The sequence below is a fragment of the Methylibium rhizosphaerae genome (assembly GCF_006386545.1).
Classification (GTDB): Bacteria; Pseudomonadota; Gammaproteobacteria; order Burkholderiales; family Burkholderiaceae_C; genus Pseudorivibacter; species Pseudorivibacter rhizosphaerae.
In genome coordinates this window covers 147,375-167,486 of the sequence record NZ_SWAR01000004.1, presented here as the reverse complement: position 1 = coordinate 167,486, position 20,112 = coordinate 147,375, and the positions used below count along the sequence as shown (strand labels likewise).

The window sequence follows — 20,112 nt, the reverse complement described above, 5'->3', positions numbered from 1 at the left end:
GGCAGGTCCGGATCCTGGCCAGTTGGGGAGGCCCGGTTCGGAATGCAAGGCGGGCGCCCCGAAGAAAGAGGCGCGCTGCCGGCGGCTCAGCCGGCGTTCAGCTTGCGCCAGAGGGTCGCGCGGCTGATGCCGAGCTGCCGGCAGGCCTGCGCCCGGTTGCCGTTGCAGGCTTCCAGCACGTCGAGCACGCGCTGCCGCTCGGCTGCCTTGCGGGTGGCCTGCAACGAGGCCGGCGCTCCCACAGGGGCGGCTGCGGCCACGTTGGCCGCCGGCGCGCGTTCGAACACTTCGGGCGCGATGTCGCCCAGCATCTGCAGCAGCGTCTGCGGCGTGTGCGGCGTGTGCGGGGCCGCATGGCTGCCGCTGTACACCACTACCCGTTCGATCAGGTTCTCGAGCTCGCGCACGTTGCCCGGCCATGCGTAGTGCCCGGTGTGCTCGAGCAGCGCCTGCACCAGGGGTGCGGCATGCCGGGTGTCGGCCTGCAGCCGCCGTGCGATCTTGTCGAGCAGCTGCGCGGCCAGCAGCGGCACGTCGTCGCGGCGCTCGCGCAGCGGCGGCAGCGCCAGACGCAGGATGTTGAGCCGGTAGTAGAGGTCGCGCCGGAACGCGCCGCACGCCACCTGCGCCTGCAGGTCGCGGTGCGTGGCTGCGATCACGCGCACGTCCACCGGCGTCGGTTCGGTCGAGCCGATGCGCAGGATCTCGCGCTCCTGCAGCACCCGCAGCAGCCGAGTCTGCAGGGGCACCGGCATCTCGCCCACCTCGTCAAGAAAGAGGGTGCCGGTGTGGGCCGCTTCGAAGAGGCCGGCCTTGCCGCCGCGGCGCGAGCCGGTGAAGGCGCCTTCCTCGTAGCCGAACAGCTCGCTTTCGAGCAGCGCCTCGGGAAAGGCCGCGCAGTTCACCGCCACGAAGGGCTGGCGGCGGCGCCGGCTCGCGTTGTGGATGCCCTGCGCCAGCAGCTCCTTGCCGGTGCCGCTTTCGCCGCTGATGAGCACGGTGGCGTCGCTCGCGGCACTGGCTGCTGCCAGCGCCTTGGTGCGCCGGATGGCGTCCGAGGCGCCGACGATCTGCTCGAGCGTGTAGCGCGTGGGTCCGCCGGCGCCGCCGCGGGGCGTGCGGCTGGCGCGCAGGTTGCGGTCCACCCGGTGGATGGTGACCGGGTCCTGGCAGGTGAGCACCGCGCCGGTCTGGCGGCCCTGCTCGACGATCGGCATGCGGCTGGCCACCAGCGTGCGCAGGCCCAGCTGCTGCACCCGCTCGAGCTCGGCGCGCGCGTCGGCCAGGGTGCCGGCGAGGCTGAGCTCGGGCGCAACCTCCGACAGCCGTCGCCCGAGCAGCGAGCCGGGCGCGGCGCCGAGCAGCTGTTCCATCGCGGGGTTCAGCGTCTCGATGCGCTCCTGCAGGTCCACCGCCACCACGCCGTCCTTCAGTTGCGCCAGGATGGTGTTGAGCCGCTCGCGCTTGGCCTGCTCGATGCGCCCCACGCGCGCGATCTCCACCGCATCGTCCAGCGCTTCGCGCACCGCGTCCTGCGAATAGAGGAACACGCCGGTCATGCCGGCTTCCTCGGCCAGGTCGGCCACCAGGCCGGGCGCCACCACCACCTCGATGTGGAGCGCGCGCAGCTCGCGCACGCAGTCGCGCGCTTCTTCCTCGGTGCGGTAGGCGCGCTGCACGACGCCGAGGCCGAATCGTTCGTTGAACTGCTGCACCTCGGGCGAGGGCTCGCCGTAGGCCACCATCGCAATGCGCGGCGAGATCGCGCGGGCGCGGCCGAGCGCGCGCATCACGTCGTAGCCGCCCACCTTCACCAGCACCACCGGCAGCTCCAGGTGCTGGCGCAGGAAGGCACCGTTGGAGCCGGCGGACACCAGCACGTCGATCGGCTCGACCGCCTGGCGTGCCCGCACCTCCGCGACCGCTTCCTCGAAGCCCTTGTCGAGCACCTCGACCTGCGCCTGGTCGTGAAACGCCGGGGCCAGCTCCAGCAGCAGGCTGCGCAGCCGGTGGAAGCCGACGGCCACGATGCGCGGCTGGCGCTGGGCGGGGAAGGCGGGTTTCATGGTGGTTTCGTCGCGTTTCTCGAGCGAGGCAGCATTGAATCATGAACGTTTCAATATTGGAATCTCACTGCGGGAAAGGTCTCGTGCCAAATCGATGATTTCTGCTTTCAAATCAACGGCTTGCAATCGATCTCCCAGCCGCCGCACGCCGTGGCACGCGCATTGCGCTTCAGGCCCATCCGTTTCACGTCGAAGGACTCCGCATGACCTCCCGTTCCTCGTCTCCCGGCGCCCGCTTCCGCGCCGCGCTGCGTGAAGAGCAGCCGCTGCAAGTCATCGGCGCCATCAACGCCAACCATGCGCTGCTGGCGCAACGCGCGGGCTACCGCTCGATCTACCTGTCGGGCGGCGGCGTGGCGGCCGGGTCGCTGGGCATGCCCGACCTCGGGATCAACAACCTCGACGACGTGCTCACCGACATCCGGCGCATCACCGACGTCTGCGACCTGCCGCTGATGGTGGACATCGACACCGGCTTCGGGCCGAGCGCCTTCAACATCGAACGCACGGTCAAGAGCCTCATCAAGTTCGGCGCGGCGGCCTGCCACATCGAAGACCAGGTGGGTGCCAAGCGCTGCGGCCACCGCCCCGGCAAGGAAATCGTGTCGCAGCAGGAAATGGCCGACCGGGTGAAGGCCGCCGCCGATGCCAGGACCGATGCCGAGTTCTTCCTCATCGCGCGCACCGATGCGATCCAGATGGAAGGCGTCGACGCCGCCATCGAGCGCGCCATCGCCTGCGTGGAGGCGGGGGCCGACGGCATCTTTGCCGAGGCGGCCTACGACCTGCCGACCTATCGCAAGTTCGTCGACGCGGTGAAGGTGCCGGTGCTGGCCAACATCACCGAGTTCGGCAAGACGCCCCTGTTCACGGTGGACGAGCTGAAGGCCGCGGGCGTGGCGATGGTGCTTTACCCTCTGTCGGCCTTCCGTGCGATGAACAAGGCCGCCGAAGCCGTGTACCAGGCGATCCGCCGCGACGGGCACCAGAAGAACGTGATCGAGCTGATGCAGACCCGCGAGGAGCTGTACGACCGCATCGGCTATCACGCCTATGAACAGAAACTGGACGCGCTGTTCGCGGCCAAGAAGTAATCGAGGAGAACACGACCATGAGCGAAACCACCGCCACCGCGACCGCCTTCAAGCCCAAGAAGTCCGTCGCCCTCTCGGGCACCGCGGCCGGCAACACCGCGCTGTGCACCGTGGGCCGCACCGGCAACGACCTGCACTACCGCGGCTACGACATCCTCGACGTGGCCACCGCCTGCGAGTTCGAAGAGATCGCCCACCTGCTGGTGCACGGCAAGCTGCCCAACGCGGCCGAGCTCGCCGGCTACAAGCAAAAGCTCAAGGCGCTGCGCGGCGTGCCGGCGGCGGTGAAGGCCGTGCTCGAGCAGCTGCCGCCCTCGGCCCACCCGATGGACGTGATGCGCACCGCCGTCTCCACGCTCGGCTGCCTGAGCCCCGAGAAGGACGACCACAACCACCCGGGCGCGCGCGACATCGCCGACAAGCTGATGGCCTCGCTCGGCTCGATGCTGCTGTACTGGTACCACTTCAGCCACAACGGCAAGCGCATCGACGTGGAGACCGACGACGACTCCATCGGCGGCCATTTCCTGCACCTGCTGCACGGCACGAAGCCGAGCGAGCTGTGGGTGCGGGCGATGCACACCTCGCTCATCCTCTATGCCGAGCATGAGTTCAACGCCTCCACCTTCACCGGCCGCGTGATCGCCGGCACCGGCTCCGACATGCACTCGGCCATCGCCGGCGCCATCGGCGCGCTGCGCGGCCCCAAGCACGGCGGCGCCAACGAAGTGGCCTTCGAGATCCAGAAGCGCTACGACAACCCCGACGAGGCGGAGGCCGACATCCGGGCGCGGGTCGAGCGCAAGGAGGTGGTCATCGGCTTCGGCCACCCGGTCTACACGGTGAGCGACCCCCGCAACAAGGTCATCAAGGAAGTGGCGCGCGAACTCAGCGCCGACGCGAAGAACATGAAGATGTTCGACATCGCCGAGCGGCTCGAGTCGGTGATGTGGGACATCAAGAAGATGTTCCCCAACCTTGATTGGTTCTCGGCGGTGAGCTATCACATGATGGGCGTGCCCACGGCCATGTTCACGCCGCTGTTCGTCATCTCGCGCACCAGCGGCTGGAGCGCCCACGTGATCGAGCAGCGCATCGACGGCAAGATCATCCGCCCGAGCGCCAACTACACCGGCCCCGAGGACCTGAAGTTCGTGCCGCTGAACGGCCGCAAGTAAGACGCGAAGAGAACAGACCGCACGATGAACACCGCCTACCGCAAGCCCCTGCCCGGCACCGCGCTGGACTACTTCGACGCGCGCGCCGCGGTCGAGGAGATCCGCCCCGGCGCCTGGGACACGCTGCCCTACACCTCGCGGGTGCATGCCGAGAACCTGGTGCGCCGCTGCGAACCCGCCATCCTGCGCGAATGCCTGGTGCAGATCGTCGAAGGACGGCGTGAACGCGACTTCCCGTGGTTCCCGGCGCGCGTGGTCTGCCACGACATCCTCGGGCAGACCGCGCTGGTGGACCTGGCAGGCCTGCGCGATGCGATCGCGCAGCAGGGCGGCGACCCGGCCCAGGTGAACCCGGTGGTGCCGGTGCAGCTGATCGTCGACCACTCGCTCGCGGTGGAGTGCGGCGGGTTCGACCCGGCCGCATTCGAGAAGAACCGCGCGATCGAGGACCGCCGCAACGAAGACCGCTTCCACTTCATCGAGTGGACCAAGCTCGCGTTCAGGAACGTCGACGTGATCCCGGCGGGGAACGGGATCATGCACCAGATCAACCTGGAGCGGATGTCGCCGGTCATCCATGCGCAGGACGGCGTGGCCTTCCCCGACACGCTGGTCGGCACCGACAGCCACACCCCGCACGTCGATGCGCTGGGCGTCATCGCCGTGGGCGTGGGCGGGCTCGAGGCCGAGAACGTGATGCTGGGCCGCGCCTCCTGGATGCGCCTGCCCGAGATCGTGGGCGTGGAGCTGTCGGGCCGGCCGCAGCCGGGCATCACCGCCACCGACGTCGTGCTCGCGCTGACCGAGTTCCTGCGCAAGCAGAAGGTGGTGGGTGCGTACCTCGAATTCCGCGGCGAAGGCGCCGCGGCGCTCACCCTGGGCGACCGGGCCACCATCTCCAACATGGCGCCCGAATACGGCGCCACCGCGGCGATGTTCTTCATCGACCGGCAGACCCTCGACTACCTCCGGCTCACCGGCCGCAGCGACGAGCAGGTGAAGCTGGTCGAGACGTACGCCAGGCACACCGGCCTGTGGGCCGATGCGCTGAAGACCGCACAGTACGAGCGCACGCTGCAGTTCGACCTGTCGAGCGTGGTGCGCAACATGGCGGGCCCGTCGAACCCGCATGCGCGCGTGGCGACCACCGACCTCGCGGCCAGGGGCATCGCCGGCCCGTGGCAGGAAACGCCGGGCCTCATGCCCGACGGCGCGGTCATCATCGCGGCCATCACCAGCTGCACCAACACCAGCAACCCGCGCAACGTGATCGCGGCGGGCCTGCTGGCACGCAATGCCAACCGCCTCGGCCTGCAACGCAAGCCCTGGGTGAAGAGCTCGCTCGCCCCCGGCTCCAAGGCGGTGGCGCTGTACCTCGAAGAGGCCGGCCTCCGGCACGAGCTCGAGAAGCTCGGCTTCGGCATCGTCGCCTTCGCCTGCACCACCTGCAACGGCATGTCGGGCGCGCTCGATCCGAAGATCCAGCAGGAGATCATCGACCGCGACCTGTACGCGACCGCGGTGCTCTCGGGCAACCGCAACTTCGACGGCCGCATCCACCCGTATGCCCGGCAGGCCTTCCTGGCGTCGCCGCCGCTGGTGGTGGCCTACGCGATCGCCGGCACGGTGCGCTTCGACATCGAGAAGGACAGCTTCGGCGTCGACGGGAACGGCAAGCCCATCATGCTGAAAGACCTGTGGCCGACCGACGAGGAGATCGACGCCATCGTCGCCCGGGCCGTGAAGCCGCAGCAGTTCCGCGACGTCTACATCCCGATGTTCGAGCAGCGTGTCGCATCGAACGAGCAGGTGAAGCCGCTGTACGACTGGCGCCCGCGCAGCACCTACATCCGCCGGCCGCCCTACTGGGAGGGCGCGCTGGCGGGCGTTCGCACGCTGCGCGGCATGCGGCCGCTGGCGGTGCTGGGCGACAACATCACGACCGATCACCTGTCGCCGTCGAACGCGATCCTGCCCGACAGCGCCGCCGGCGAATACCTCGCGAAGATGGGCCTGCCGGAGGAGGACTTCAACTCCTACGCCACCCACCGCGGCGACCACCTCACCGCGCAGCGCGCCACCTTCGCCAACCCCACGCTCATGAACGAGATGGCGGTGGTGGACGGCCAGGTGAAGAAGGGCTCGCTCGCGCGCATCGAGCCCGAAGGCCGCGTCACCCGCATGTGGGAAGCGATCGAGACCTATATGCAGCGCAAGCAGCCGCTCATCGTGGTGGCCGGCGCCGACTACGGCCAGGGGTCGTCGCGCGACTGGGCCGCCAAGGGCGTGCGGCTCGCCGGCGTGGAGGCCATCGTGGCCGAAGGCTTCGAGCGCATCCACCGCACCAACCTCATCGGCATGGGCGTGCTGCCGCTCGAATTCAAGCCGGGCGTCAACCGCAAGACGCTGGGCATCGACGGCACCGAGACCTTCGACGTGGTCGGCGAACGCACGCCGCGTGCCACGCTCACGCTGGTGATCCACCGCAGGAGCGGCGAACGCGTCGAAGTGCCGGTGACCTGCCGCCTCGACACCGCCGAGGAAGTGTCCATCTACGAGGCCGGCGGCGTGCTGCAGCGCTTCGCACAGGACTTCCTCGAATCCAACCGGAAGGCAGCTTGAGCATGGCCCGCACCCCGCAGATCGGCATTCCCGCCACCTACATGCGCGGCGGCACCAGCAAGGGCGTGTTCTTCCGCCTGCAGGACCTCCCCGAGGCCGCGCGGCAGCCGGGCAAGGCCCGTGACGCGCTGTTGCTGCGGGTGATCGGCAGCCCCGACCCCTACGGCAAGCAGATCGACGGCATGGGCGGCGCCACGTCGAGCACCAGCAAGGCGGTCATCGTTTCGAAGAGCACGCGGGCCGACCACGACGTGGACTACCTGTTCGGCCAGGTGTCGATCGACAAGCCCTTCGTCGACTGGAGCGGCAATTGCGGCAACCTGTCGTCGGCCGTCGGCCCGTTCGCCATCGGCAGCGGCCTCGTCGACGCGAGCCGCGTGCCGCGCGACGGCGTGGCGGTGGTGCGCATCTGGCAGGCCAACATCGGCAAGACCATCGTCGCGCACGTGCCCATGACCCATGGCGCGGTGCAGGAAACCGGCGACTTCGAGCTCGACGGCGTGACCTTCCCGGCTGCCGAAGTGCAGCTGGAGTTCATGGACCCGGCGGCCGAGGAAGAGGGCGCCGGCGGCTCGATGTTCCCCACCGGCCGCCTCGTCGACCAGCTCGAGGTGCCGGGCGTCGGCACGCTCGACGCCACCATGATCAACGCCGGCATCCCGACCATCTTCGTGAAGGCCGAGGCCATCGGCTACACCGGATGCGAGCTGCAGGACGCGATCAACGGCGATGCGAAGGCGCTGGCGATGTTCGAGACCATCCGGGCCCATGGCGCGGTGCGCATGGGGCTCATCAGGCACGTCGACGAAGCGGCCATGCGGCAGCACACGCCCAAGATCGCTTTCGTCGCCCGGCCCCGCGACTACATCGCCTCCAGCGGCAAGCCGGTGGCGGCAGGCGACGTGGACCTGCTGGTGCGGGCGCTCTCGATGGGCAAGCTGCACCACGCGATGATGGGCACCGCCGCGGTGGCCATCGGCACGGCCGCGGCCATTCCCGGCACGCTGGTCAACCTCGCGGCCGGCGGCGGCGAGCGCCAGGCGGTGCGGTTCGGCCATCCGTCGGGCACCTTGCGCGTGGGTGCGCAGGCGCAACGGGTGGACGGCGAATGGGTGGTCACCAAGGCCGTCATGAGCCGCAGCGCGCGGGTGCTGATGGAAGGGGTCGTGCGCGTGCCCGGCGACGCGTTCTGATCCGGCCGCCGGCCGGTACGTATCGAAAGGTGAAGACTGAGACGAGAGGGTGCAGGACCCCACCGCAGAACGGGAAGAAGGCCTATTGTCCCGGCAGCTCAAGAGCGACGGCGCGCTTGACATCGGCCACTACCCACGGAGGTGCCATGCATTGGCTTACACGTTCTCTCCTGTCTGCGGCGGCGTTGTCGGCACTGGCCGCGCCATCCCAGGCAGCCCTCACGGCCACCGGCCTCAGTTGCAACAACGGCGGGGTGATGACCGCCGGATTCGAGACGGACGCCCTGGCATGTTCCGGCGCCTGGGCAGGCAACGACGTCCAGCAGCGCGACGACTTCCTGTTGCAGGCGCAGATGGACTTCCAGTCGTTCGTCGGCAACGTGCCGTGGGTGCTGGTCGGCAAGAGCGACGACGCCGGCAGCGGCCCGTTCACTTCCAGCCCGAACGGCATTTCCGGCACGCTGACCTTCGACACCGCGATCACCGGCTTCTTCGCGATCTCGCTGATGGGCGCGAACTCGTTCAGCATGTACCTGTTCAACGGCGGCACCGAGGGCATCACCAGCATCGACTATTCGATGCTCGGTGTGTCGGTCAACGGTAACGGCATGACGCAGGAGCTGTCCCACGCGGCGCTCATCACGCCGGTGCCCGAGCCGCAGACCTATGCGCTGCTGGCCGCCGGCCTCGGCATCGTCGGCTGGCTGGGGCGCCGCCGCCGGCCCTAGCAGGCCGCCAGGCTTCGGCAGTCACAAGGCAAGAGGGCCACTCGCATGAGTGGCCCTCTTGCTTGGAACCGGCCGCTGATCTAGGGCTGGATGCTCATCAGCCGGCCATTGCCGATCAGCCTGAGGCCGTCGCTCGACATGCGCATGGAGCCCGAGCCTTCGGCCACCAGCGTCGCGTCCGCCAGGTTCTGCCAACGCTGTTGCAGCGTCCCCGAAGGCGTGTAGACCCGCAGGTCGTAGACGTCGTCGTGAACGAACAGCTTGCCGTAGGCGTCGACCTCGATGTCGGCGAGGGCCATGCCGTTGGTCTGCACGTTGCTCGGCAACCCGAATTCGGCGAGGCCCGCGGTCCAATCCAGGCTGGTGCCGTTGTAGACAGCCTCGCGCACGAACCGGTCCGTGCCGTAGCCCACCCAGACGCGTGAGCCGTCCTCATTGGTGGCGATGTCCTGCAGCGTGCTCTCGTTCACGCCTACGGTTGCAGCAACGGCCCTGCCGTAGACGTTGCCCAGCGAGTTCGCGCGAAGCGCGACGCGTGCGGTGGAGAGGATGCCGCTCAGCCCGGCGTCGGCGGCGTATGCCGTCGTGCCGTCTCGGCTGACGGCCAGCCGCGTGAACTCCCAACCGGGGACGCCGAACAACTCGCCGACCAGTTCTCCGGTGTCTGCCTTGAACAGGGCGACCGCATCTCGCGTGGCGTCGCCGGCGGGCAGGCGGGCATGGGTCATCAGCAGCACGGGCCGGCCATGGACGCGTGCATGGTGGATGCGGCTGCTCTTCAATGCCTCGCCCGACATCTGCAGTTGCGGGAAGCCGTAGCTGCGCACGATGCCCATCGTGTCGAGGTCGATGACCACGACGGTGCCGTTCGCGTAGTTCAGCGCGTAAAGCCGGCTGCCGTCGTCGTTGGTGGCCACGCCGCCCAGTTCAGCGCCAGGAACGGTGAGCGTGGCCGCCCTGGCGCCGGTGTGCACATGGTTGGCAGCGATCGTCGAGCCCGCGGTCGAGTACACCAGGGGGCGGATGGGATCGACCGCGTGCGCCGTCTGCGCGATGGCCGGGATGGGGTTCGACAGCGGCATGCCGAGGCTCGCGGCGGATGCCGCCTGGCTCACGTACAGCCCCACGCGGATGAGCTCCGCGCCGGCTATGGCCGGGTTGTCCGAACTCACGCTGACCGTGGCCTGGTGCAAACCGTCGGGCAAGCCGGCTGGGTTGGCGGTCAGTTGCAGCACCCCGCCGCTCGCACCGGCGGAGCTTGCACTGAGCCAGGTTGCGCTCGAGGCGGCCTTCCACCCGAATGTCGCGCCGCTGGAGTCGCGCACGACCACCCTGCGAGACAGCTGTGCCGAGCCCGGCACCGAAGCGAACGCAACACCATGATCCGACAGGTGCAGGACCGGGGCCGGGTTGTTTGTCTTGACGGTGTAGGTCACCTCGACGGCCTTCGGACTGCCCGGTACGGGTCTTGCGCAAGCGCTGTCGTAGCAGGCGCTGACGGTGATGTTGTCCCGGTAGACGCCCGGCGCCAGATTGCCGGGCTGGCGTGGCGTCACTCGCAACTGTCCGCTCGTGGAGCTGGTCAGGCTGAAGCTGGCGCCCAGCAAACCGTTGTCCGTGACGGTGACGGTGACGATGACCGGCTCGGTGGCCCCGGCAATGGCGCCGGAAAGGCTCTGCGGCGCGACTGACTGACCCTCTTCGCCTTCAAAAGCCATCGAGTTCGTATCGAGGGTGAGACCACCGGTCGACGATGCCGGCGGGGTCACGCAACTCACCGAGACGTTGGTGACGTCGGATGAACCCACCATGCCCATCCCGTTGGAGACGGTGCATGTCTGCGCCGGTGTGGTCGGCTGCGCGGCAATGCCCACCTGGTATCCGGCACCGGATGCCAAGGTCCCGGGAAACACGAAGCTCGTGGTGCCGGCTGCGATCGGCAGGTCCTGCATGCCGTTGCGCAAGATCAGGCCGGAGCCTGCAAGGCCGCTGATGGTGCCGCCGAGTCGGAAGGCGTCAGGCGCCGGGGGCTCGGGTGTCGTGCAGGCCACGGTGACGCTCGTCACATTGGCATTGACGGTGCCGCTGGCGTTTTGAAGGGCGCACACCTGGCCGGCGGGATTGCTCCTGACCGTCACGGCGTAGGTGGACCCGGCGCTCAACGTCTGCGTCGGCGGCGCCATTGAGCTGGAGCACCAACCCCGGTCCCGAGATGCCCGTCGCAGTGCCGCCGATCGAGTAGGCCGCGACCGGGGGGCCTGGAGGTGGGCTGGCGCCTGCGTCGGCACCCCCACCACCCCCACCACCCCCACCACCCCCACCGCAGCCGCTCAACAGCCACAACAGGACACCGGCCAATGCACCCCCACGACGTAGGCGGCCTTGCTGCTTCAGCTTCAAGAGAATCCCCTCCGGGTATGCGCCATCTCGCCGCGAGGCCTCGCAAGCCGTGCGCGGCCCCTGTCGACTGGTGCTTGTAAAGCTTCGTAAGCGCGCGATTCTAAAGGGCGGGTACGACAGCTGAAGGGCGGGTACGACAGCGCGATCCTCCTGCGTGCGGCCCTCACTGCGCGCAGAACGTGATTGCCCCGGCACCACCAGGGTCTGACGGCCAATCGACAGCTTGCATTCCTAGCCTTGCACGGGTTCGCCAGCCAGACCCCAACGCCAGGAGACAACACATGCAGATCACCGGCATGCTGCACGGCGCCCGCTTGCTTCAGTTCGCGGGCTTTCCTGTTCCCGAAGTGCTGGGCCCTGCGGCCAGCGAAGAGGAGATCAAGTCCCTGATCGACCGCCACGGGCAGGTCTTCATCAAGCCGGTGTTCAAGGGCGGTATCGGCAAGAAGGGCAAGGCCGGGCTGCTTGGCCGCGCGAAGGACCTGAAGGCGGCGCTGGCCGAAAAGGAGCGGCTCTACTTCGTGGAGCACGTGGTGGGCCACACCCGTGCCAAGGCCAACGGCGTGACTTTCGAGGCGGGCGTGCCGGCGAAACACGAGGTGTACTTCTCCATCAGCGACTCCACCCACTTCCGCGCGCCCACCATGACGCTCACGCACATGGGCGGCATGGACATCGAGGAAGTCGACAAGCGCCACGTCGCACAGGTGCCGTTCGACCCGCTCACCGGGCTCAAGGCCTTCGTGGTGGCCAATGCGCTGAGCGAGATCGGCGCGCCCAGGGAGATCATCTCGCCGCTGGTGCAGCAGCTGCCCAAGCTGTGGGAGCTGTTCCACAACTTCGGCATGACCACGCTGGAGCTCAACCCGATCCGCCTGCGGGAAGACGCGAAGGGCCGGCTCACGCCGGTGGCCTGCGACTTCAAGGCCGGCTTCGACCGCGACGACCCGCGCTGGCACCGGCTCGACCTGCCGGCCCACCTGTTCGCGGCCGACTACTCCGACTTCGAGCAGGAGATCAACCAGCTGCGCACCCACCAGGGCCAGAGCGACGTGTACGTGATCAACCCGCACGGCACGGTGCTGGCCCCGACCTTCGGCGGCGGCGCCAACTCGCTCGTGACCGAGATGCTGGGCGACGACGCGATCATCAGCTCCGACTTCGGCGGCAACCCGCCGTACGAGAAGATGAAGGCGGTGGCGCGCATCTGCTTCAAGCACTGGCTGCGCCAGGCCAACGTGCTGTTCGTCATCGGCGGCAAGAGCAACAACACCGACATCCACGAAACGCTGCGGGCGATCGCCGATGCCTTGCGCGAGCACTTCAGCAGCCACGGTCCGACGCCGCTGTCGGTGGTGGTGGGCCGCGGCGGGCCCAACCTCGTGCGCGGCATGGCGGCGCTGCGCGACACCTGCGACGCGCTCGGCCTGCCCTATCGCATCTTCGGTTTCGACTCCGACATCAGCGAGGTCATCCAGTACGCCCGCAGGGTCGATGCATGGATGAAGGCCGGCGGCCGCGAACAGATCGCGGCGAAGCTGGGTGTGGCGGCGGCTGCCGTTGCGGCTTGAGCGATGGAGGGACGAACCATGGACCGTCAGAGCGTGGGTGATTTCAAGTACTTCGTCGGCATCAGCTCGCTGTCGCAGGTGGCGTCGCGCGACGACCGCGTGTGCGTGCTCAACATCCTGGGCGGCGAGTCAAGCGACGTCACGCCGGTGAGCCATGCCTATTCGGGCGGCAACGTGGTGTTCGGCACCGCGCCGGGCAAGGGCGGGCAGGTGCTCGAAACGCCGGCAGGCCCCATCCCGGTGTTCAACAACGTGCGCGAAGGGCTGGAGGCCGGGCACCGGTTCAACTGCGGCGTGGTCTACCTGCCGCCCTCGGCCGCGCGCGACGGCGTCGCCGAGCTGATCCGCGTGAACCCGGAGCTGAAGAAGATCTTCATCATCACCGAGAAGATCGCCGTGCACGACGCGCGCGAGATCCGCGCGATGGGCCAGCAGCGCGGCGTCGACATCTTCGGCGCCAACGGCCTGGGCGTGGCCGACGCCTGGAACCAGGTGCGCATCGGCGGCGCGCTCGGTGGCGACAACCCCGGCGACACGCTGCGGCCGGGCTCGGTCGCGATCTTCTCCAACTCCGGCGGCTTCTCCACCACCATCGCGCAGTACCTGCGGCTGGCGGGCTGGGGCACCACCACCGTGATCTCCAGCGGCAAGGACGTCTACATCCACTACGCCGCGCCCGAGTTCGCCTTTGCGCTGGCCAACGACGCACGCAGCAAGGCCGCGGTGCTGTATTGCGAGCCGGGCGGCTACTACGAGCTCGATGCGCAGTTCAGCAAGCCGGTGGTCGCCTGCGTGGTCGGCCGCTGGAAGAGCAAGCTGACCCGCGCGGTCGGCCATGCCGGCGCCATGGCCGGCGGCAGCGACGACGCGCTCGCCAAGGAGCGCTGGTTCATGGACAAGTTCGGCGTCGATGCGATCTTCACCCCCGAGACGCCGGTGTTCTCGGCCAAGGGCGCGCTGGTCACCAACATCGCGCACATCCCGGCCGCGCTGACCGCGGTGATGCGTGCCAACGCCACGCTGCCCGACTTCCCGCCTGAAGGCAGCCTCGCGCTCAAGCCGTGGTTCGGCGCCGACCAGGGCGTGCTGCCGCCCGAGCTCGCGCTGCCGGTGGTGGAGGCCATCGCGCCCTACAACGAGCAGATCGCGCGGGTGAACCGGCAGGTGGGCGCCATTGCGCCCCGCCAGCCGATGAAGGACGCCTCGGGCGCCTCCCTGATGGACGCGGTCACGCAGGTGAGCAGTCTGCATGGCGTGTCGATGCTCGATGCGGCCACGCAGTCGCTGGAAGCCAATGCCTGCCTCGCGCTGCTGCAGCATCCGGGCAGCGCCAACGATCACCGGCTCATGGCCGCCGCGGTGGCCGCGTTCTGCAACCTGCACGGCACCCCGGAGCTGGCCGCGGCGCAGGCCTCGCGCGAAGCCGGCAATGCGCCCAATGCGGTGCTGGCTGCCGCCGCGGCCATCGTCGGCCCGCGCCGGCAGGAGGCTGCGCGCGAGGCGGCGCGCCTGATGATCGACCGCTTCTCGGCGGCCGGCCTGGTCGATGCGGCGGATGCGGGCTTCGATGTCGCACGTGTCGAGATCAGCGGCAGCGAACCGCTGTTCGGCGCCGCGCCCGATGAACGTGCGCTGGCGCTGCTGGCAGCGCTGCGATCGCGCCGGGCCGAGTCGGTGTTCGTGCGCTGGCTCACCAGCCTGCCCGGCCACCCGACGGCCGATGCCGTGCTGGCCGCCGTGACCACGAGCCTGGCCTGGAACCCGCTCATGGCCAAGCGGCTGTCGCGCCTCACGGCGGAAAGCCTGCCGTGGTGGGTGCGGCTGTTCGGCACGCTGATCGGCGCCTCGGCCGACGCGTCGCGGCACGAGCCGCAACGCTTCTGCGGCTTCGAGAATGCCGCGCTGCTGGGCGAAAGCAGCCTGGCCGAGGTCGCCTTTGCTGCGCTGCTCGGCCGGGCTCCGGCCGACGATGACCTGTTCGCCTTCCAGACGCTGGTTGGCCTGTTGCTCACCAACGGCCCAGGCGCCATCTCGGCGCAAGGGGCCAAGGGCGCGGTGTCGGCCGACGGCCCGGAGAGCCCGGAACGCGTGCAGCTCAACAAGGCCCTGATCGGTTTCCTCACGCACACCGGCTACACGCACGGCGGCAACGGCTATGAAGGCATCGCCTTCCTGAACCAGCAATTCGAGGGCAGCGGCCTGGCCGACCCGAGCGACGCCGGCCACGGCGTCGACCTGAAGGCCCTGGCCGCGGGCACCGCCGCCCGATATGCGCAATACAAGGCGCAGCGCAAGACCCTCGGCAGCCTGGACATTGCCAAGATCCCCGGCGTGAACCACCCGGTGTTCAAGGACAAGCCGGTGAACTTCGACCCGCGCGAGGTCTTCATCGCCGAGCTGCTGCAAAGCCGCGGCGAATACAACGTCTTCCATGCCTACTACCGCGAGCTGGTGCAGGCCCTGGCCGAAGCCGGCGTGTCGCGCAACGTCTACTGCGTCAATGTCGACGCGGTGATCGCAGCGCTGCTGCTCAAGATGCTGTGGCGGCCCTTCCAGCGCGGCGACATCGGCGAGCGCGAACTCGAGACGGCCGCGTTCACCATCTTCCTGTACCCGCGCATGCTCGGCTGCGCGGCCGAGGTCGACGACCACATGAACCGCGGCCGCAACATGGACACGCGCACGCCGGCGTCGTTGTGCCGCTTCGTGGCCTGAGGCCTTATCGCCGCCCGGCCGGCGGTGTGCCCCTGAACGAGGCCAGCACACCGCCGGCCACGGCACCGGCCACGGCGCCGAACAGGCTGCCGACCGGCCCCGCCGCAATGCCGCACAGCGCCCCGACGATGGCGCCCAGCATGGCGCCGATCGCCGTGCCCACCGGGTGCACGCCGGCGGACTCAGCGGCCGTGTCGCCCAGTTGCCGGGCCTGGTCTTCCTTGGGTTGTGTGTTGCTTGCCATGGTTTGCTCCTTCGAGTCCGGACCATTGCAGCAGGCCCTGCGGCTCGGGCCTATCGGCCACGCGACCCGAAGGCGGTAGGAGGAGGCGCACAAGCGCTGCTCGCTTCACGAGCGTCCACGCCGGGATGCCGGGTATGTGGTTTGCACCACCATGCAAACCCCGCAGCAGCCAAGGAAGCGCCATGGCCCCCGCGCAGCAGCAACCTCCCCAGACGCGCCCCGCGCCACCCGCACAACCCACGCAACCCGTACTGCCGGTGGACACCACCGGCTCGCACAACCCGGAGCCGGTGGACATCTCCGCCGAGTCGGTGGCGGGCGAAGAAGACCCCGGTGCCGGGCTCGACGCGCCGGATGATCCGCCGGGCATCGAACCATCGGGTGCCGCCGCGCCAAAGGGCTGACCCACGCCCGGACGGCGTGCACGCCGATTGCCGCCCTTCGTGACACCCAACCTACGTTCACGAAGGAGCACGCATGTCTTTCCATTTCAAGCCCATCGACAAGCAGGTCATCGTCATCACCGGTGCCTCCAGCGGCATTGGCCTGGCCACGGCGGAACTCGCCGCCCAGCGCGGCGCCAAGCTGGTGCTGGTGGCACGCAGCGAGCGGACGCTGCAGGAGATCGCCGCGCGCCTGCAGGCGCAAGGGGCGGAAGCGATCGCGGTGCCGGGCGACGTGGCGAGCCGCGAAGCGCTGGAACTGGCCGCCGAGGCGGCGATCCTGCGCTTCGGCCGCATCGACACCTGGGTCAACGACGCCGGCGTGGCCATCTACGGGCGGCTCGAGGAAGTGAGCGACGGCGACAGCCGGCGGCTGTTCGAGACCAACTTCTGGGGCACGGTGTACGGCTCGCTGGTCGCGCTGCGCCACCTGCGGCCCAACGGCGGCGCGCTCATCAACGTGGGCAGCGAGGTGTCCGAGGCGATCATCCCGCTGCAGGGCATGTACACCGCCTCGAAGCATGCGGTGAAGGGCTTCACCGATGCACTGAGGGTCGAGGTCGAGGAGCTCGACGAGGCGCCGGTGTCCATCACGCTGATCCAGCCGACCGCGGTGGACACGCCATACCCCGAACATGCGCGCAATTACATGAGCAGCGAGCCCAAGCTGCCCACGCCGCAGATCGACCCGCAGGACGTCGCCGAGGCGATCCTGAAGGCGGCGACGGAAGGCGGGCGCGATGTGAAGGTGGGCGCGATGGCCACCCTCAACACCGCGATGGCCAAGGTGGCGCCGTCACTGGGCGACAAGATGGCGGCCCGCCAGGCCGGCCGCCAGCAGCGCGACGAGCCGCCGCGGCACCCCGAGGGCACCCTGTACCGGCCGGGCGAAAGCGGTCGCACCCACGGGTCCTCGGGCCTGCGGCACTGAGGACCCGGCGGGCTTCAGAGAAAGCGTTCGAGCAGCCGCTTCGAATGGCGGTCGAGGGCAAAGCGGTCCGGCACCAGGAACTGGATGCCGTGGCTGCTGGCGATCAGCAGCCGCCCGGCTTCGAGCCGGCGGATGTCTTCTTCGCCCTTGAGCACGAACTGCGTGTCGCCGCGGTCGGTTTCCACCACCCAGGTGCTGGGCGTCGCGAAGGTGGACACGCTCCTGATGCGCCTGACCACCGGCACGAACTCGCGGGTGGCGAGTTCTTCCTCGATGAGTGCGCGGGTCGCCGCCGGCAGCATGTCGATGCGGTCGATCCACAGAAGCTCGTGGCCGTCGGCGCCCACCAGCGACAGCCCTTCGTCGGGCGCTGCGATCGGGAAGGCGCGCACCGGCACCACGCCGGCCTGCGGCTCGCCGCCGGGCAGGGTGAGCACGAGGCGGCCGAAGGCGTTGCGCTCCAGCGAGAAGGAAGGGGCCTGGTTCATGAACTGCTCCGCACCGCCGGCACCTGGCTGGCGATCTGCGCCACCTGCACCTGCGTGGGGGTGTCGAGGTCTTCGTCTTCTTCGGCGTCCACGCGCCGCGCCTGCGCTTCATAGAGGCGCCAGTAGGCGCCCTGCCGGGCCATGAGTTCGTCGTGCGGGCCGACCTCGACCACCTGGCCGCGGTCCATCACCACCAGGCGGTCGGCCTTGCGCAGGGTGGACAGGCGGTGCGCGATGGCGATGGTGGTGCGGCCCTGCACGAGGTTGTCGAGCGCCTTCTGGATTTCCTTCTCGGTTTCGGTGTCCACGCTGGACGTCGCCTCGTCGAGGATCAGGATGCGCGGGTCGATCAGCAGCGCGCGGGCGATCGAGATGCGCTGGCGCTCGCCGCCCGACAGCCCCTGGCCGCGTTCGCCCACCAGCGAGTCGTAGCCCTGCGGCAGCCGCAGGATGAACTCGTGCGCATGCGCGGCCCGTGCCGCGGCCACGATCTCCTCGCGCGTGGCGTCCGGCTTGCCGTAGGCGATGTTCTCGGCGATGGTGCCGAAGAACAGGAAGGGCTCCTGCAGCACGAGGCCGATGTGGCGGCGGAAGTCGGACACGCCGAAGCGGCGGATGTCGGTGCCGTCGACCAGGATGGCGCCGTCGGTCACGTCGTAGAAGCGGCAGATCAGGTTGACCAGCGTGCTCTTGCCCGAGCCGCTGTGGCCCACCAGGCCGATCATCTCGCCCGGCTCGATGGTGAGGTCGAGGCCGCGGATCACCGAGCGGGGGCCGTAGCGGAAGCCGATGTTGCGCATCTCGATGCCGCCTTGCAGCGCCCGGATGGGCACCGGCTGCGCCGGCTCCGGCACGTTGGACACATGGTCGAGGATGTCGAAGATGCGCTTGGCGCCGGCCGCGGCCTTCTGCGTCACCGAGACGATGCGGCTCATCGAGTCGAGCCGGCCGTAGAAGCGGCCGATGTAGGCGATGAAGGCCGACAGCACGCCCACCGTGATGTGGCTCTGGCTCACCTGCCAGATGCCGAAGGCCCACACCACCAGCAGACCCACGTCGGTGAGCAGCGACACGGTGGGCGAGAACAGGCTCCAGGTCTTGTTGAGCCGGTCGTTCACCTCGAGGTTGTGCCTGTTGGCTTCGCGGAAGCGTTGCGCTTCGCGGCGCTCCTGCGCGAACGCCTTGACCACCCGCACGCCGGGGATGGTGTCGGCCAGCACGCTGGTCACGTCGCCCCACACCCGGTCGATCTTCTCGAAGCCGGTGCGCAGCTTGTCGCGCACCACGTGGATCATCCAGGCGATGAAGGGCAGCGGCAGCAGCGTCACCAGCGCCAGCCACGGGTTGATCGAGAACAGGATCACCGAGGTCATGCCGATCATCAGCACGTCGGTGGCGAAGTCGAGCGCATGCAGCGACAGGAACACCGAGATGCGGTCGGTTTCCGAGCCGACCCGCGAGATCAGGTCGCCGGTGCGCTTGCTGCCGAAGTAGTCGAGCGACAGCTGCAGCAGGTGCTCGAACGAGGCGGTGCGCAGGTCGGCCGCGATGCGTTCGGACACCAGCGCCAGCAGCCAGGTGCGCCACCAGCTCAAGCCCCAGGCGAACAGCGCCGCACCCAGCAGGCCGCTGAGCAGCACGAGCACGTAGCGGGTCTCGATCTGCTGCCCGTTCTGGAACGGGATCAGCACGTTGTCCATCAGCGGGATGGTGAGATAGGGCGGCACCAGCGTCGCCGCGGTGGAGGCCAGCGTGAGCAGGAAGCCCAGCAGCAGCTGGTGGCGGTAGGGGCGGGCGAAACGCCACAGCCGCAGCAGCACCCAGGTCGAGGGCGGCGCCTGCAGTTCGCGCGCGCAGGCGGGGCATTCGTCGCTGTCGGACGGCAGCGGCGCCTTGCAGGTCGGGCACAGCGCGACCTCGTCGCCGATTGGCGACAGGCCGGTCTTCAATGAATCGATCTGTTGCTCGAACAGCTTGAGCAGCCGCAGCGCCTGCACGTTGGCGCCCAGCGTGTAGTGCCACACGGCCAGGCGGCGGTGTTCATCGTGCAGCTCCAGCGTGCCGACGCCGGCATGGTCGAAGTGGCGCAGCGAATGGCCCGCCGCCAGGGCCCATTCGCGCCGCTGGCCGCTGCCCGCCTCGCGGGAGAGCAGGCGCCGCTGGGTGAGCAGGAGTTCACCGCGGGCGAAGCGCAGCGCCGCGTCGAGGTCAACCTCCAGGCTGGCGAGGACGTTTTCGTCGGGGCCGAGGGGCCACTCGGCGCCGCCTGCACCGGGGGCAGGGGCTGGAAGAAGTTGTTGCATTGTGTGGGTTTGCAGCGGGCAGACTTCAGGCTCGCCGGGGCGCGGATTTTCACCCATGCGCCACCCCGGCGCGACCCCCGACAGGGCGCACAATCTCGGCCTGCCGCAGCATTGCGGGCATTCCCCCAGAAGTCCA

Annotated in this window: 14 protein-coding genes; 9 read left to right on the top strand and 5 right to left on the bottom strand. The window is 69.1% G+C overall.

The window, feature by feature from the left end:
- Positions 1-86 precede the first annotated feature (86 nt).
- On the bottom strand, positions 87-2,066 hold the full coding sequence (gene prpR, locus E8D38_RS04370; protein ID WP_140626516.1) for a propionate catabolism operon regulatory protein PrpR: 1,980 nt from the start codon (positions 2,064-2,066) through the stop codon (positions 87-89).
- Positions 2,067-2,269: 203 nt separating this feature from the next.
- Here prpR and prpB point away from each other — a divergent pair, with 203 nt between their 5' ends.
- From prpB to E8D38_RS04345, 5 genes are all read left to right on the top strand, one after another.
- Complete coding sequence (gene prpB / locus E8D38_RS04365; protein ID WP_140626515.1) at positions 2,270-3,160, top strand: methylisocitrate lyase; 891 nt, start codon at positions 2,270-2,272, stop codon at positions 3,158-3,160.
- A 17-nt stretch (positions 3,161-3,177) separates the two neighbouring features.
- A complete protein-coding gene (gene prpC / locus E8D38_RS04360; protein ID WP_140626514.1) occupies positions 3,178-4,338 on the top strand; it encodes a bifunctional 2-methylcitrate synthase/citrate synthase in 1,161 nt (386 codons plus the stop codon).
- A 24-nt stretch (positions 4,339-4,362) separates the two neighbouring features.
- A complete protein-coding gene (acnD, locus tag E8D38_RS04355; protein WP_140626513.1) occupies positions 4,363-6,960 on the top strand; it encodes a Fe/S-dependent 2-methylisocitrate dehydratase AcnD in 2,598 nt (865 codons plus the stop codon).
- Positions 6,961-6,962: 2 nt separating this feature from the next.
- Positions 6,963-8,153 carry a 2-methylaconitate cis-trans isomerase PrpF gene (gene prpF / locus E8D38_RS04350; RefSeq protein WP_140626512.1) on the top strand — a complete coding sequence of 397 codons (1,191 nt, stop codon included), beginning with the start codon at positions 6,963-6,965 and terminating at the stop codon, positions 8,151-8,153.
- 146 nt (positions 8,154-8,299) lie between these two features.
- Positions 8,300-8,881, top strand: coding sequence for a PEP-CTERM sorting domain-containing protein (locus tag E8D38_RS04345; protein WP_181178921.1), 582 nt, complete (start codon positions 8,300-8,302; stop codon positions 8,879-8,881).
- Between the two features lie 80 nt (positions 8,882-8,961).
- On the opposite strand, the gene E8D38_RS04340 is transcribed toward E8D38_RS04345, so the two are convergent.
- Positions 8,962-11,064 carry a YncE family protein gene (locus E8D38_RS04340; protein ID WP_181178920.1) on the bottom strand — a complete coding sequence of 701 codons (2,103 nt, stop codon included), beginning with the start codon at positions 11,062-11,064 and terminating at the stop codon, positions 8,962-8,964.
- A 498-nt stretch (positions 11,065-11,562) separates the two neighbouring features.
- On the opposite strand from E8D38_RS04340, the gene E8D38_RS04330 reads away from it, so the two are divergent.
- A complete protein-coding gene (locus E8D38_RS04330) occupies positions 11,563-12,852 on the top strand; it encodes an ATP citrate lyase citrate-binding domain-containing protein (RefSeq protein ID WP_140626508.1) in 1,290 nt (429 codons plus the stop codon).
- Positions 12,853-12,870: 18 nt separating this feature from the next.
- Positions 12,871-15,567 carry a CoA-binding protein gene (locus tag E8D38_RS04325; protein WP_140626507.1) on the top strand — a complete coding sequence of 899 codons (2,697 nt, stop codon included), beginning with the start codon at positions 12,871-12,873 and terminating at the stop codon, positions 15,565-15,567.
- A 4-nt stretch (positions 15,568-15,571) separates the two neighbouring features.
- On the opposite strand, the gene E8D38_RS04320 is transcribed toward E8D38_RS04325, so the two are convergent.
- Positions 15,572-15,811 carry a hypothetical protein gene (locus tag E8D38_RS04320; RefSeq protein ID WP_140626506.1) on the bottom strand — a complete coding sequence of 80 codons (240 nt, stop codon included), beginning with the start codon at positions 15,809-15,811 and terminating at the stop codon, positions 15,572-15,574.
- 182 nt (positions 15,812-15,993) lie between these two features.
- Between E8D38_RS04320 and E8D38_RS04315 the strand changes: the two genes are divergently transcribed.
- Both E8D38_RS04315 and E8D38_RS04310 read left to right on the top strand, forming a co-directional pair.
- Positions 15,994-16,215 (top strand): hypothetical protein, encoded by a 222-nt coding sequence (locus tag E8D38_RS04315; protein WP_140626505.1) that lies wholly within the window; start codon positions 15,994-15,996, stop codon positions 16,213-16,215.
- A gap of 73 nt (positions 16,216-16,288) precedes the next feature.
- The gene (locus tag E8D38_RS04310; RefSeq protein ID WP_140626504.1) at positions 16,289-17,185 is read left to right on the top strand and encodes an SDR family oxidoreductase; all 897 of its coding nucleotides are present in this window, start codon (positions 16,289-16,291) and stop codon (positions 17,183-17,185) included.
- Positions 17,186-17,199: 14 nt separating this feature from the next.
- Here the strand turns inward: E8D38_RS04310 and E8D38_RS04305 are convergent, their stop codons facing one another.
- Entirely contained in the window at positions 17,200-17,673 is a 474-nt protein-coding gene (locus E8D38_RS04305) for a cyanophycin metabolism-associated DUF1854 family protein (RefSeq protein ID WP_140626503.1), read from the bottom strand.
- Positions 17,670-19,976: a cyanophycin metabolism-associated ABC transporter gene (locus E8D38_RS04300; RefSeq protein WP_140626502.1), complete on the bottom strand. Its 2,307-nt coding sequence runs from the start codon at positions 19,974-19,976 to the stop codon at positions 17,670-17,672. The genes E8D38_RS04305 and E8D38_RS04300 overlap by 4 nt, the downstream gene beginning before the upstream one ends.
- Positions 19,977-20,112: the final 136 nt, after the last annotated feature.

Coding starts and splice junctions, on each gene's coding strand:
- E8D38_RS04330 (WP_140626508.1), top strand. CDS start 11,563: ATGCAGATCACCGGCATGCTGCACGGCGCCCGCTTGCTTCAGTTCGCG.
- prpR (WP_140626516.1), bottom strand. CDS start 2,066: ATGAAACCCGCCTTCCCCGCCCAGCGCCAGCCGCGCATCGTGGCCGTC.
- E8D38_RS04300 (WP_140626502.1), bottom strand. CDS start 19,976: ATGCAACAACTTCTTCCAGCCCCTGCCCCCGGTGCAGGCGGCGCCGAG.
- E8D38_RS04315 (WP_140626505.1), top strand. CDS start 15,994: ATGGCCCCCGCGCAGCAGCAACCTCCCCAGACGCGCCCCGCGCCACCC.
- E8D38_RS04340 (WP_181178920.1), bottom strand. CDS start 11,064: ATGGCGCCGCCGACGCAGACGTTGAGCGCCGGGTCCACCTACGCCGTG.
- E8D38_RS04320 (WP_140626506.1), bottom strand. CDS start 15,811: ATGGCAAGCAACACACAACCCAAGGAAGACCAGGCCCGGCAACTGGGC.
- E8D38_RS04310 (WP_140626504.1), top strand. CDS start 16,289: ATGTCTTTCCATTTCAAGCCCATCGACAAGCAGGTCATCGTCATCACC.
- prpB (WP_140626515.1), top strand. CDS start 2,270: ATGACCTCCCGTTCCTCGTCTCCCGGCGCCCGCTTCCGCGCCGCGCTG.
- E8D38_RS04345 (WP_181178921.1), top strand. CDS start 8,300: ATGCATTGGCTTACACGTTCTCTCCTGTCTGCGGCGGCGTTGTCGGCA.
- prpF (WP_140626512.1), top strand. CDS start 6,963: ATGGCCCGCACCCCGCAGATCGGCATTCCCGCCACCTACATGCGCGGC.
- E8D38_RS04325 (WP_140626507.1), top strand. CDS start 12,871: ATGGACCGTCAGAGCGTGGGTGATTTCAAGTACTTCGTCGGCATCAGC.
- prpC (WP_140626514.1), top strand. CDS start 3,178: ATGAGCGAAACCACCGCCACCGCGACCGCCTTCAAGCCCAAGAAGTCC.
- acnD (WP_140626513.1), top strand. CDS start 4,363: ATGAACACCGCCTACCGCAAGCCCCTGCCCGGCACCGCGCTGGACTAC.
- E8D38_RS04305 (WP_140626503.1), bottom strand. CDS start 17,673: ATGAACCAGGCCCCTTCCTTCTCGCTGGAGCGCAACGCCTTCGGCCGC.